This is a genomic window from Paraburkholderia sp. BL23I1N1 (genome assembly GCF_003610295.1).
GTDB lineage: Bacteria > Pseudomonadota > Gammaproteobacteria > Burkholderiales > Burkholderiaceae > Paraburkholderia.
In genome coordinates, this window is the sequence record NZ_RAPV01000001.1 from 4,606,839 (window position 1) to 4,619,837 (window position 12,999).

10 protein-coding genes are annotated in these 12,999 nt (G+C 62.3%); 7 read left to right on the forward strand and 3 right to left on the reverse strand.

Going from position 1 to position 12,999, the window contains the following annotated elements; translation table 11 throughout:
- Nucleotides 1-437: 437 nt before the first annotated feature.
- Nucleotides 438-1,979, forward strand: a complete 1,542-nt coding sequence (locus tag B0G76_RS21540; RefSeq protein ID WP_120294345.1) for a peptide MFS transporter — start codon at nucleotides 438-440, stop codon at nucleotides 1,977-1,979.
- Between the two features lie 200 nt (nucleotides 1,980-2,179).
- Here the strand turns inward: B0G76_RS21540 and B0G76_RS21545 are convergent, their stop codons facing one another.
- A complete protein-coding gene (locus B0G76_RS21545; protein ID WP_120294346.1) occupies nucleotides 2,180-2,617 on the reverse strand; it encodes a carboxymuconolactone decarboxylase family protein in 438 nt (145 codons plus the stop codon).
- Between the two features lie 113 nt (nucleotides 2,618-2,730).
- On the opposite strand from B0G76_RS21545, the gene B0G76_RS21550 reads away from it, so the two are divergent.
- The 6 genes from B0G76_RS21550 (at nucleotide 2,731) to B0G76_RS21575 (ending at nucleotide 9,729) form a co-directional block, all read left to right on the forward strand.
- Nucleotides 2,731-4,209, forward strand: a complete 1,479-nt coding sequence (locus B0G76_RS21550) for a PLP-dependent aminotransferase family protein (protein ID WP_120294347.1) — start codon at nucleotides 2,731-2,733, stop codon at nucleotides 4,207-4,209.
- 442 nt (nucleotides 4,210-4,651) lie between these two features.
- Complete coding sequence (locus B0G76_RS21555) at nucleotides 4,652-5,104, forward strand: HU family DNA-binding protein (RefSeq protein ID WP_007177969.1); 453 nt, start codon at nucleotides 4,652-4,654, stop codon at nucleotides 5,102-5,104.
- 372 nt (nucleotides 5,105-5,476) lie between these two features.
- The gene (locus B0G76_RS21560) at nucleotides 5,477-6,886 is read left to right on the forward strand and encodes a circularly permuted type 2 ATP-grasp protein (protein ID WP_120296643.1); all 1,410 of its coding nucleotides are present in this window, start codon (nucleotides 5,477-5,479) and stop codon (nucleotides 6,884-6,886) included.
- Between the two features lie 114 nt (nucleotides 6,887-7,000).
- The gene (locus B0G76_RS21565; protein ID WP_120294348.1) at nucleotides 7,001-7,951 is read left to right on the forward strand and encodes an alpha-E domain-containing protein; all 951 of its coding nucleotides are present in this window, start codon (nucleotides 7,001-7,003) and stop codon (nucleotides 7,949-7,951) included.
- A 13-nt stretch (nucleotides 7,952-7,964) separates the two neighbouring features.
- Nucleotides 7,965-8,792, forward strand: a complete 828-nt coding sequence (locus B0G76_RS21570; RefSeq protein WP_120294349.1) for a transglutaminase family protein — start codon at nucleotides 7,965-7,967, stop codon at nucleotides 8,790-8,792.
- 64 nt (nucleotides 8,793-8,856) lie between these two features.
- Nucleotides 8,857-9,729 carry a proteasome-type protease gene (locus B0G76_RS21575; protein WP_120294350.1) on the forward strand — a complete coding sequence of 291 codons (873 nt, stop codon included), beginning with the start codon at nucleotides 8,857-8,859 and terminating at the stop codon, nucleotides 9,727-9,729.
- Between the two features lie 258 nt (nucleotides 9,730-9,987).
- Here B0G76_RS21575 and B0G76_RS21580 read toward each other — a convergent pair whose 3' ends face one another.
- Together B0G76_RS21580 and B0G76_RS21585 are read right to left on the reverse strand one after the other, a co-directional pair.
- Nucleotides 9,988-11,175 carry a porin gene (locus B0G76_RS21580; RefSeq protein WP_120296645.1) on the reverse strand — a complete coding sequence of 396 codons (1,188 nt, stop codon included), beginning with the start codon at nucleotides 11,173-11,175 and terminating at the stop codon, nucleotides 9,988-9,990.
- A gap of 429 nt (nucleotides 11,176-11,604) precedes the next feature.
- Nucleotides 11,605-12,918, reverse strand: coding sequence for a YihY/virulence factor BrkB family protein (locus B0G76_RS21585; RefSeq protein WP_120294351.1), 1,314 nt, complete (start codon nucleotides 12,916-12,918; stop codon nucleotides 11,605-11,607).
- Between the last annotated feature and the right edge of the window lie 81 nt (nucleotides 12,919-12,999).

Consider the following 12,999-nt stretch of genomic DNA (forward strand, 5'->3'; position numbering starts at 1 on the left):
CGGACTGCTAGCCGCCGCATCGCCGGCCGCCGGGTCGCCGGCCGCCAGACCCCCGTTTCCCGCAATGCTTTATCATTGAGCCCGTTCCGCCTGCCGGAGCCCGAGCCCGATGTAATGCAGCGTGCCCTTTGGGGACTTCTTTCGAGGCGTCCCCCAGGAGGACTTCCTTCGGGGCGCATTGCGTGGCGGGCCGCTATCCCATCCCCTGGTTTTTCTGCTGGTATTGGCGCCTCTTTGCTGCAGTTCAGTGTGCAAATGAGCGCGCCGCTCAGTTCCCGGATGAACGTGTAGATGAATGCGCCACTGACTGCGCGCAGGCCTGGGCCCATGCGCGCGTCGCCTCGCGCAGGGTCCGCCGAACGTTTTTCTAGATCCAGTTTTTCGCGCTGCGTGGCCAGTCCACGCGCCGCCGCAACCGTAAGCACAAGAGGTACAAGATGAATTCGTCCAATCCCGCCGGCGCACCGGTCTCGCAGACCCGTTCGTTCTCGACGGTCTTTCTGATCGAGATGTGGGAACGCTTCGGTTACTACGGGATGGCCGCGCTGCTGGTCCTGTTCATGATCGACAAGCTGAACTTCACCGACAGTCACGCCACCCTCACGTGGGGCGCGTTCACGGCGCTGGTGTACGCAGCGCCGTCGATCGGCGGCTGGATCGGCGACAGGATTCTCGGCGCGCGCCGCACGATGATCTTCGGCGCCGGCGTGCTGGCGGCCGGCTATTTCATGCTGGCGCTGCCCAACGAGCAATTGAGCTACATGTACGCGTCGCTGGGCGTGATCGTGGTGGGCAACGGCCTTTTCAAGGCAAATGCCGCGAATCTCGTGCGCCGCATCTATGAAGGCGACGACGCGCGTATCGACAGCGCATTCACGATCTACTACATGGCGGTCAATATCGGCTCGACAGCGTCGATGCTCGCGACGCCGTGGATCAAGGACCATTGGGGCTGGCACACGGCATTCGCAGTCTGCTGCGCGGGCATGCTGCTGTCGGTGCTGAACTACTTCATCATGTTCCGCACGCTGGCGCATATCGGCTCCGCGCCGGACGCCGAACCGATCCGCTGGAAACGCGTCGGCGCGGTCGCGCTGGGCGGTATCGTGCTTGGCACCGCAACGATGTTCGTGCTGCAGCACAAGGCGATTGCTGTGGCCTGCGTGTACACGGCCGGCGTCGCGATTCTGGCGATCTTCGGCTACATGCTGGTGAAGTGCGAACGCTCGGAGCGCTCGGGTCTGGTGGCCGCGCTGATTCTGACCGCGCAGGTGATCCTGTTTTTCGTGTTCTACGTGCAGATGTCGACGTCGCTCACGCTGTTTGCGCTGCGCAACGTCGATCCGCGCTTTATCCTGTTCGGCCAGACGATGTTCACGTGGAGCGCCGCGCAGTTCCAGGCGCTCAATCCGATCTGGATCATGTTCCTGAGCCCGGTGCTCGCGCTGCTCTATACGAAGCTCGCGAAGAGCGGCAAGGACGTGCCGGTGGCGGTCAAGTACGCGTTCGGCTTCGCGGTGGTGGCGGCCGGCTTCTTCGTGTATGCGGCGAGCGGCAACTATGCGGTGAACGGGCGCGTGTCGTCGTGGTTCATGGTGGGCGGCTACGGCTTGTATTCGCTCGGCGAATTGCTGGTGAGCGGGCTGGGTCTCGCGATGATCGCGCGCTACGTGCCGGCGCGAATGAGCGGTTTCATGATGGGCGCTTACTTCGTCGCAACCGGCGTTTCGCAGTATCTGGGCAGCGTGGTGGCGAATTTCGCGCAGATGCCGAAGGGCGATATGGATCCGCTCGAATCGCTGCCGTTGTACATCAAGCTGTTTACGGGCCTGGGCTGGCTCGCGGCAGTGGGCGCGCTGGTTGCCGTGCTGCTGTTGCCGCTGATGCGCAAGCTGTCGCGCGAACATCAGCGTTGCGGCGACGAGGCGCGTGAGAACGCGCGGCAAACGGCTGCCCTGAGTGGAGCGGTGGTGGAGTAATCGGCCGCGAGGTGTAGAGCGGCGCCAAGGCGTCGGTCACCGGCCGCAAGAAAGTACGTGCCGGCCGTTCGGCATCCCATGCATCTGCCACGCCCGGCAGCGCAAAAAAATGGCGCACCTCGTATGACAGGGGTGCGCCATTTTGCGTTTTATGCGCTACGTTGCGCGAGTTTGCGCATGAGCGGACCTGCTACGCACGCTTACTCCGGCATTTTGCGGAACGAAACCGCAATCCGGTTCCAGCCGTTGATCGCAATGATCAGCAAGGTCAGGTCGCTAATCTCCTGCTCGGTGAAATGCGGCTTCACCGCTTCCCACACTTCATCCGGCACACGCGTTTGTGCGACCAGCGTGACCGATTCGGTCCATTCGAGCGCCGCGCGTTCGCGCTCGGTAAAGAACGGCGCTTCGCGCCACGCCGCCACCGTTGCCAGACGCCGCTCGGTTTCGCCGTGCTTGCGCGCGTCCGTCACATGCATATCCAGGCAGAACGCGCAGCCGTTCAGTTGCGACGCGCGGATCCGCACCAGTTCCGCGAGCGATTTGTCAATCGTGCTTTTGCCGATGGTTTCTTCGAGCGCGATCATCGCGCGGGTGCCGCTCGGGCTGGCTTTGTAGAAGTCGAGACGCGCTTGCATGAACTGTTCCTTTGCGTAGTTGGCCGCTCCGATGGCGGCGACGGAGGTAAGCTTACGGTTCGCATTGGTCTTTCGGAATAACCATTTCCCGGATATTTAAGGTAGCCACTCGGATGGAGATCCATATCGCGGTAGAAGGGCGTCACGATCTGGCCGGACAGATCTACCGGCAGTTGCGCGCCGGCATACTGGAAGGGCGCCTCGCTGGTGGCACGCGTTTGCCTTCCACACGCGATCTCGCCACGCAACTGGGCGTCTCGCGCAAAACCACGCTCGACGTGTTCGAACGCCTGCTCTCCGAAGGCTATCTGAGCACCCGCGCCGGTTCGGGCACCTTCGTCGCCGATGGTCTGGAGCGTCTGCCGGTGGAGCCCTCGCCGCATGCACGGGCCGCCGAGTCGGCGCGCGAGCGGGCGAAGGCGAAACAGAAAGCCGCGGCGCGCGCCCAGCCGCTGTGGGAGCAGATGCCTGAGACCTTGCCGTTGCCGCGGCCCACGGTGGCCTCGCCGCACGATTTCATTGGCGGCGCGATCGACAAATCGCAATTCCCCTTCGACGTCTGGCGCCGTTGCGTGAACCATGCTTTGCGTGTGCAAGCGCGTAGTCCAGGCACCTATCGCGACACGGCGGGCGAGCAGGAGTTGCGCCTTGCGATTTCGCGCTACCTCGCGTTCAACCGCGCGGTGACGAGCAACTGGGACGACGTGATCGTCACGCAAGGCGCGCAGCACGCGCTCGATCTGATCGCGCGCATCACGTTGCGGCCCGGCGAGATCGCGGCGCTCGAAGACCCGGGCTATCCGCCGGCCCGGGCCTGCTTCACGGCCACGGGCGCACGCGTGGTGCCGGTGCCGGTGGACCACGAAGGCCTGATCGTCAGCAAGCTCCCGGACAAGGCGCGGCTCGTCTACGTGACGCCCTCGCATCAGTTTCCGCTCGGCATGCCGATGAGTCTCGAGCGGCGCGTCGAGTTGCTCGAATGGGCGCAGAAACGCGGCGCCGTTATCATCGAGGACGATTACGACTGCGAGTACCGTTTCGAAGGCCGGCCGATGGAGCCGCTGAAAAGTCTCGACCGCGCCGGTCTCGTCGCCTACGTGGGCACGTATTCGAAGACGATCTTCCCGGAACTGCGGGTCGGTTATGTGGTGCCGCCCGCCTCGCTGTTCGGGCCGCTGTTCAAGGCCCGCCAGATCGCCGACTGGCACGGCTGCACGCTCACGCAAACCGCGCTCGCGACCTTCATGCTCAACGGCGACTTCGCCAAGCACCTGCGGCGCATGCACAAGGTCTATGCGGGCCGCCGCGCGATGCTGCTCAAGCATCTGCAGGGCGATCTCGCGCCGTGGTTCGATCCGATCGTGCCGACCGCCGGCATCCACATGGCAACGCGGCTGAAGGCGCCGTTGACCGAGGAAGCGCTGGTGCGCGCCGCGCGTGAAGCGTCGATCGGGTTGTACGGACTCGCGCCGTTTTATCAGCGCGTGAAGCCGCAGCCCAGCTTGATGTTTGGCTACGGCAACATTGCAGAGGAGCACATCGACGCGGCACTCACGAAGCTCGCCGAGATCCTGCCGCGGCTCGTGCGCTGAAACGGCCCGCGATTTTCTGTCGCAGAGCAAGGTTAGCCGCCCCCTGCAGAGACTTTCGCTGCAGGGGGCGTGTTTTTTTTCCGCCGCGTGAATCGGTGTCGCGAGCGTGTCGGGCAGCCACGGTTGGGTCGCGTTTGGGCCACGTTTCGCCATCCGCCGGCGAGCGCCCGGCGTCAAAAGTGCCGCTATTCATGTATCGAAATGGCTTGTAACGCACGTTACGTGATTGTGTTGAAGGCCTGGCCGAAGCACGCCGACGCACGTTTACCCGCTAAAACAAGCATCAAAATGTGTTGCGCAGTCTGCGCCGCGCAACAAACCTTCGCTGTTATACACAAAAGAGTCGCGCAAATCGTATTAGCGCTTGTAGAATCCGGCGTTGAAGCGTGCACATACCGTGTGCGCTTCGTGCAATTCACTGACCACTACAGGTAGGAGAAACATGCCGACTTCCGCAAAAAAGGTGGCCAAGAAGGCTGCTGCCCCGGTACCGACCAAGAAGGTTGCTGCAAAGAAAGTTCCTGCGAAGAAAGCCGTCGCAGCTAAGAAGGTCGCCGTGAAGGCTTCCAGCGCTCCGTCGCCGATCAAGGACACCTTCACGAAGGCCTCGCTGGCTGCACACGTCGCTGAACGCGCCGCTGTGGAACCGAAGACCGCCAAGGCCGTGCTGGCCGCGCTCGAAGACACGATCCTCGGCGCTGTGCACAAGAAGGGCGCTGGCGAATTCACGCTGTCGGGTCTTCTGAAGATCGTCGTGCAAGCTGTGCCGGCGAAGAAGAAGCGCTTCGGCAAAGACCCGTTCTCGGGCGAAGAGCGTTGGTTCCCGGCCAAGCCGGCTAGCGTGCGCATCAAGGCACGTCCGCTGAAGAAGCTGAAAGACGCAGCAGCAGGCTGATCGTGCTTCATGCGTTGCCGCGGTTTTGAGCCTTGCGCTTTTAACTCTGGTTAACGTTTGAGCCGACCCGCAGTGCGAGTTGTCCGAATCCCCGTGGATGCGAATCCACGGGGATTTTTTCATGCACGCCCGTTCTGGTTTCGCAAATAGGCCGCCGTCCGCCTCGGTGCCCCCTATGCACCGTACTAGCGCATCATGGGCCGCCGCAGTACGATGGCAGCGAGGCCATGCCGGTCGGGATGCGCTGTTAGCGTGCATGCACCGTGTTCAGCACGCGAAAAGCTCAGTGGCATAGCGCTTGCTTGAACGATTGTCGAACACCGAATGCGCAGCGCATTCGCCTTCTATCCGACAACAAGAGCGGGGCGTGACATGCGATGCTATGACGAGATGCGTCATCATGACGATGCCGTGCGGCCACACTACGCGCGCTTTGAGCGGTGGCTGGTGAAGCAGGGCAATGAGGCGATCGCACGCAAGCGTGCGGAAGCCGACCTGCTGTTTCGCCGGGTCGGCATCACCTTCGCGGTGAACGGCGATTTGTCCGGCACCGAGCGGCTGATTCCCTTCGATCTGATTCCGCGCATCATTCCGCGCAGCGAATGGCAGACACTCGAGGCCGGTTTGCGCCAGCGGGTGCAGGCGCTCAATCTGTTTATCCACGACGTCTATCACGATCGCAACATTGTGCGCGCCGGCATCGTGCCGGCCGAACAGGTCTATACCAACGCGCAATACCGGCCTGAAATGCAGGGCGTCAACGTGCCGCTCGGTGTTTACGCGCATATCGCCGGGGTCGACGTAGTGCGCGCGGGCGACGAAGGCGACTTCTACGTGCTCGAAGACAACCTGCGAGTGCCGTCGGGCGTGTCCTACATGCTGGAAAACCGCAAGATGATGATGCGGCTTTTCCCCGAGCTATTCGTGCAGAACCGCATCGCGCCGGTCGCGCATTATCCCGATCTGCTGCTCGACACGTTGCGCTCGGTGGCGCCCGAAGGCGTCGACGATCCGGTCGTGGTGGTGCTCACGCCGGGCATGTACAACTCCGCGTATTTCGAGCACACCTTTCTCGCGCAGCAGATGGGCGTCGAACTGGTGGAAGGCAAGGATCTGTTCGTCGACGACAACTATGTGTTCATGCGCACCACCCAGGGGCCGAAGCGTGTCGACGTGATTTACCGCCGCGTGGACGACGATTTTCTCGATCCGCTCGCCTTCCGCAACGATTCGGCGCTGGGCGTACCGGGTCTCCTGACCGCGTATCGCGCCGGACGTGTCGCGCTTGCGAATGCCATGGGCACCGGCATCGCCGACGACAAATCGATCTACCCGTACGTGCCGGAAATGATCGAGTTTTATCTCGGCGAAAAGCTGATCCTCAACAACGTCCCCACGTTTCAGTGCCGCAAGCCTGACGATCTCGCGTACACGCTCGCGCATCTGCCCGAGCTGGTCGTGAAGGAAGTGCACGGCGCGGGCGGCTACGGGATGCTGGTGGGGCCGGCGTCGACGAAAGCCGAAATCGAATCGTTCCGCGAGCGCCTGATTGCGCGGCCCGCGGGTTATATCGCGCAACCCACGTTGGCGCTCTCCGCGTGTCCGACTTTTGTCGAAGCGGGTATCGCGCCACGCCACATCGACCTGCGGCCCTTCGTGCTGTCCGGCAAGAGCGTGACGATGTGCGCGGGCGGTCTTACGCGCGTGGCGTTGCAGGAAGGCTCGCTCGTCGTCAATTCGTCGCAGGGGGGCGGGACTAAAGATACGTGGATGGTCGACTGACGCGCCGGCATAGGTGTCGACAATCGAGTCGAACCGCCGCCGGCACACACGGATAACCCGCGCGGACCTTTTACCGTTGCAAAGGTCTCGCGTCATCAGATACGGAACGCCGTCATGCTAAGCCGAACCGCCGATCACCTCTTCTGGATGGCCCGCTACATGGAGCGCGCGGAGAATACCGCCCGCATGCTCGATATCAATCTGAAGGCACTGCTGTTGCCGCAAACGCCCGAACAGGAGGCGCGCGCGCAACGTTCGGTGCTGCGCATCTCCGAACTCGAATCTGCTTTCGCGCAACGCTACGATGAACCGACGCGCGAACATGTGCTCGATTTCATGGTGGCCGACTCGACCAATCCGTCGAGCATTTATTCGTGCTTGCAGGCCGCGCGCGAAAACGCCCGCGCCGTGCGCGGCACCTTGACGACCGAATGGTGGGAAACCATCAACGACACCTGGCTCGAGTTCAACGAACGCGCCTCGTCCGGTCAGGCGTCGAGCAATCCGGGTGCGCTATTCGAATGGGTGAAATTCCGCTCGCACCTGTCGCGCGGCGTGACGATCGGCACCGCGTTGCAGGACGACGCGTTCTTCTTCACGCAGCTCGGCACTTTTCTCGAACGTGCCGACAACACCGCGCGGATTCTCGACGTGCGCTTTGCCGACGTCGAGCCGAATTCACGCGATGCCGCGCGCCAGCTCGAAGATTTCTACTACTGGACTTCGATTCTCAGTTCGGTCTCGGCGCTGGAGATTTATCGCAAGGTGTATCGCGATGTCGTCACGCCGGCGCGGGTGGTCGAATTGATGATCCTGAACCAGCAGATGCCGCGTTCGCTGCTCGCGTCGCTCGAAGGCGTCTGCGCGAATCTGGCGATGCTGCGCACGTCCGGCTCGAACCAGTGCGAACGGTTTGCCGGCAAGCTGCGCGCCGAGTTGCTTTACTCCGACATCCGGCAGATTTTCGAAGCTGGCCTGCACGCCTATCTGACGCAGTTCCTTGCTCGCGTGTTCGAGCTCGGCAATCTGGTTGCGCGTACCTATCTGATGCTGCCAGTTGCCTGACGGAGTTCTTTAAATGTATCTGACGATCCGCCACGACACGTCTTATCGCTACGAAGCGACGGTCCATTATTCGATCCAGCAATTGCGTCTCACACCGTCAAGCGGCGCCTCGCAGGTGGTGCGGCGCTGGAGCATTGACGCGCCCGGCAAGCTCGACGCTACCTTCGACGCTTACGGCAACGTGCTGCATACGCTCGTCATCAACAAGCCGCATGGCGAGATTCGTCTGCAGGTGGCGGGCGAAGTGGACACGATTCCGTTGATCGACGGTCAACTGCCCGACGCCGTCGGCCCGATTCCGCTCGAGCATTTCACCTGCTCGACGCGTCTCACGGAGGCCGACGCGGCGATTCGCGAGCTGGCCGAATCGGTGCCGAGCCTCGCGAGCTCGAGCAATCTGATCGAGTTGTCCGAACAGATCGTGCAGCGCGTGAAGTACAACACCGGTATCACCGAAGTCACCAGCACGGCCGCCCAGGCGCTCGCGCTCGGCAACGGCGTGTGCCAGGACCATGCACACCTGATGCTGGCCTGCTGCCGTGCGCGTGGCATTCCGGCGCGTTACGTGAGCGGCTACATCGAACCCGGCGACGTGCGCTCCGAAGGCAGTCCGCCTGGGGCAGACCATGGCGCAAGCCACGCATGGGTCGACGTATGGCTCGACGGCCGTGGCTGGATTTCTGTCGACGTCACGCACGCCTCGTTTGCCAGCGAGATCTACTGCCGGCTCGCCGTGGCGCGCGATTACGAAGCCGCCGCGCCGGTGCGCGGCCGGCGGATCGGCGGGCTGGAGGAGCAGCTGAAGGTGTCCGTGACGGTGAGTGGGCAACAGCCGCAATAGCGGGGTAAGGCGCATGCGAGTCGCATTACAATAGCGCCGTTCTGTTGTTTTTTGCGGGTACGTTATGACTTACTGTGTCGCGATGTGCGTCGATGAGGGGCTCGTGTTTCTTTCGGACACGCGCACCAACGCGGGTGTCGATCACATCAGCACTGCGCGCAAGATGTCGGTGTTCGAGCAGCCGGGCGAGCGCATGCTCGTGCTGCTGGGCGCCGGCAATCTGTCGCTCACGCAAGCGGTGCTGCACGAGCTGTCCGAGCCTGCCGATCCCTCGCAACCCACGCTCTGGAACGCGCCCACCATGGCCGATGCGGCCCGTGTGATCGGCCACGCGGTGCGCCGCGTGCATCAGCGCGAAGCGGACGCGTTGCAGGAATTCGGCGTCGACTTCAATTGCAGCTTCATTCTCGGCGGCCAGATCGCGGGCAACCGGCCGCGCCTGTTCATGATTTACGCCGCGGGGAATTTCATCGAAGCGTCGGCCGTGAATCCGTATTTCCAGATCGGCGAGGCCAAGTACGGCAAGCCGATCATCGATCGCGTGCTAACGCCGTCCACGCCACTCGACGAAGCGGCCAAGTGCGCGCTCATTTCGATGGATTCGACGCTGCGTTCGAATCTTTCGGTCGGGCTGCCGCTCGATCTGCTGGTCTACGAAAAAGATTCGCTACGCGTTACGCGTTTCGTTTCGATCGATCACGACAATGCGTACTTCGAGATGATTCACCGCACGTGGGGCGAGCGGCTGCGTCAGGTATTCGGCGAGATTCCCGATCCGGACTGGCGGGATTCGCCCGATGTGCCGTTGCTGCAGCGCGAGCGCGCGCTGGTGCTGCATCGCGCGCCGGTGGGGGCGGACGGCGTGGAGCATGAACTCGATGCGAAGCCGGCGCAGACGTTGGCGCAGGCGGAGAAGGGAAAGGCGCAGCGTCGCTAGGCGGGTGGGTCAGCGTAGAGCTACGGACCGGAAGCACCGCACCAAGGTCGTCACGAGCCTGTTAAGGGCTTGCTGGCGGCCTTTTTCTTTTGCTTCACGTGTTGAATTGATTGCGATGGGCGCGCAGTGCGTGCAGGGCCGTCCATCGATTCGCCGCGTGTGCACGCCAGAACTCGCAGACAAAAAAAAACCAGCCACAGGCTTGCGCCTGTGGCTGGTCTTCAACTGCGTGTTGCTTCAGCAGTCCGTCAAGTTTGATTAGAACTTGTGGCGGATGCCCAGGCTAACCATTTCTTGCGAGTTGGAAGCCGAGTTGTAGCCGTACGAACCGATCGATGCGCCAGCCGAGACCAGGTTGCCGCTCGAATTGCGTTGTTGGCCGCTTGCGTGTTGCCATGCGCCGACCAGGTAGAGGTCCGTGCGCTTCGACAGGTTGTAGTCGCCGCCGAGAGAAACCTGGTTATACGTTGCGCTCGAGTCGCCCGTGCCCTTCGTGTAGATGTAGCCCACGCCCACCAGCATAGCCGGCGTTGCCTGGTAGCCAAGGTACACGCCGCCGACGTTGAACTTCTCGGTCGAACCGAAGCCCGAATTTGCATCCGGCTTGTATTGCGCATTGCTGTAGCGCAGGTTGACCGTGAACGGGCCCGTTACGTATTGCGCTGCGACCTGAGCGATACCGATCGACTTCGCTGCTGCGTAAGCCGTGTTGACCTGACCGTCGAACGTACCGTCCGACGTGCTGCCATTCCAGCCTGCCGACGGCGGCGTGCCAGCCGTGCGGCTAGCCAGCGTGTTGCCGTTGTCAGCGCGGAAGTAGCCTGCAGCAATGCTGAACGGACCCGTTGCGTACGTTGCAGCGCCCGACCACGTTTGACCCGAACCCGTCTGGCCAGCGACGCCACCAAAGGCGTACATACCTTCGAACTGGAAGCCGCCCCACACCGGCGAGGTGTACTTGACGGCGCTGTTCGTGCGCGAGGAGTTGTCGTTGTTATCGACGTCGCCCGGCGTGGTGAAGGTGGAACCGAAGTAGTTGTCGCCCGTCAGCGGCTGAACCAGGTCAACCACCGGGTCGTACTGACGACCCAGCGTGACTGTGCCCCACTGATCGCCCGTCAGACCGACGTAGGCTTGACGACCGAACATACGGTTGCCTTGGCCCAGCTTGCCACTGTTCACGTCAAAGCCGTTTTCCAATTGGAAGATTGCCTTCAGGCCACCGCCGAGGTCTTCCGTGCCCTTCAGGCCAAAACGATCGCCTTGCAGGTTGCCGGCGTACAGCCCGACGAGATTCGAATTCTTGCCGGTGGCGTCTTTCGTGTTGTGAACGTACTGGACCGACTCATCGATCAGGCCGTAGAGGGTAACGCTGCTTTGAGCGTGTGCTACGCCGGTGGCGCTAAGGAGCGCCAGCGAGAGGCTAGACAGTGCGATTCGTTTCATCCATTTCTCCACGCAGATGATTAGTTTGTTGTTGCGGAAAGGAGAATAGCTCACTGCCCCAACGGGCAAGAACTGGAAAAAAAAGACTGTCTCCAAAAACCGACAAACGACGCAAAGCCTTGTATTTAAAGCCCGTTAACGATTGTTGCTATTTTCGCAATATTTAATCGTTGACTGCGCATTATTGTTGTTTTGTTGACAGTGAAGGCTTCGGTACCTGCAATTTAGACACTTGTGTGAATGGTCTTTGTAATCTAGTCGTCTAATTTTTCAGGCCGTTTTGCAGCGTCCATATAAAAGTCCAGCCGCGTCACGCTTGACGGACGCGCTGGACAGAATTTATGCGCTGTGAGCAGGTAGAGACCGCTGTGGTTGCAACGTATGGCCGAACCGCGTCAATTCTTACCCGCGACTCACCCGCGACGACCGTTATCGTCCGCCGTTACGGCGCGCCACGGTCGCGGCTGCCAGTCCGGCCGCCGCCGCAAACAGCACCGAGGTCCAGGGATGCCGTCTGACATAGCGATTGGCCGCGACGGCCGTGCGGCCCGCTTCGACCAGCGTGACGGCGGCGACGCGTGTCGCCTGTGCTTCGGCAAGAACGACGGTACGGCCGATCTTGACCGCAGCCGCTCGCGCTGAAGTCGTCTCTTGCGCTTGCATCGGCGGCAAATCCGACGCTGGAGTAGCGGCGGCACGCGTCGAAGCCGATGCCGCGCCGGTGGTTGCAGGCGCTAATCCGGCGGCACCGGCCTCGCGGTCTTCCAGGCGAGGCACGGCATCCGCCGTAATTGTCGATGCCGCCAGCACCGAAGCGAGCATGGCGCGGCTGCCGGGCGGCGACTCTTCCTGCATGCCCCATCCGCCGCGCGGATCGTGCATGCGCCCGCGCGCCGCAGAAAATTCAGCGCCGAGCAGGAGCACGGCAGCCGAGAAGTACAACCACATCAGCAGCACGGCCAGCGAGCCGGCCGCGCCGAACGAACTCGCCATCCCGGCGTGCGCGATATAAAGCGCGAACAGCTTTTTGCCCGCCGAGAACAGCACGGCGGCAACGATCCCGCCGACGAACGCATCGAGCCAGCGCACCTTGGCGTCCGGCAGAAACTTCAGCAGACCGGCAAAGGCAAAGGCCAGCACCAGCAAGCCGACGCCGAATTGCAACAGATTGCCGATCACCACATACGGCGAGTCGCCCCACAGCCATTTGCCGATGAACGTGATGACCGTATCGAGCACCAGCGAGACGATCAGCAGGAACGCGACACCGAGCACCAGGCCGAACGAAATCAGGCGTACGCGCACCATCGCGATCACGCTCGACGAACGCGGGCCGGTATAAGGCCACACCAGATTGAGTGCGCTATTGAGCGACGAAAACGTAGCGGAGGCCCCGATCGCCAGCATCGTGAACGAAATAATTGCCGCGATGCCGCCGGCGCTGCCGCTGTGATGGGCGTTCTCAACGATGGTTTGCACGCCCGCGGCGGCCTGGTCGCCGAGCAGGCCGTGAATGTGGGTGAACAGTTCGCCGCGCGCGGCGGCGGCGCCGAAGAACCAGCCCGCGACGGCGATGACCATGACCAGCGTCGGCGCAAGTGAGAATGCCGCATAGAAGGCGATGCTGGCGGCCATGGCCGCGCAGCGGTCGTCGGCAAACTGTTTGAATGCGCTGATTGCCCAACTCGCCTGTTTGCGGGCCACCAACTGGAGGTTCTCGGCGGAAAGCGTGTCGATGTCCATGGTCGTTTTTCTCAAGGGGATACGGGCGCCGGATACGCCGTGTGCGTGCCGTTGAGGTGGCGTCGATGCAGCCCTTTGCAT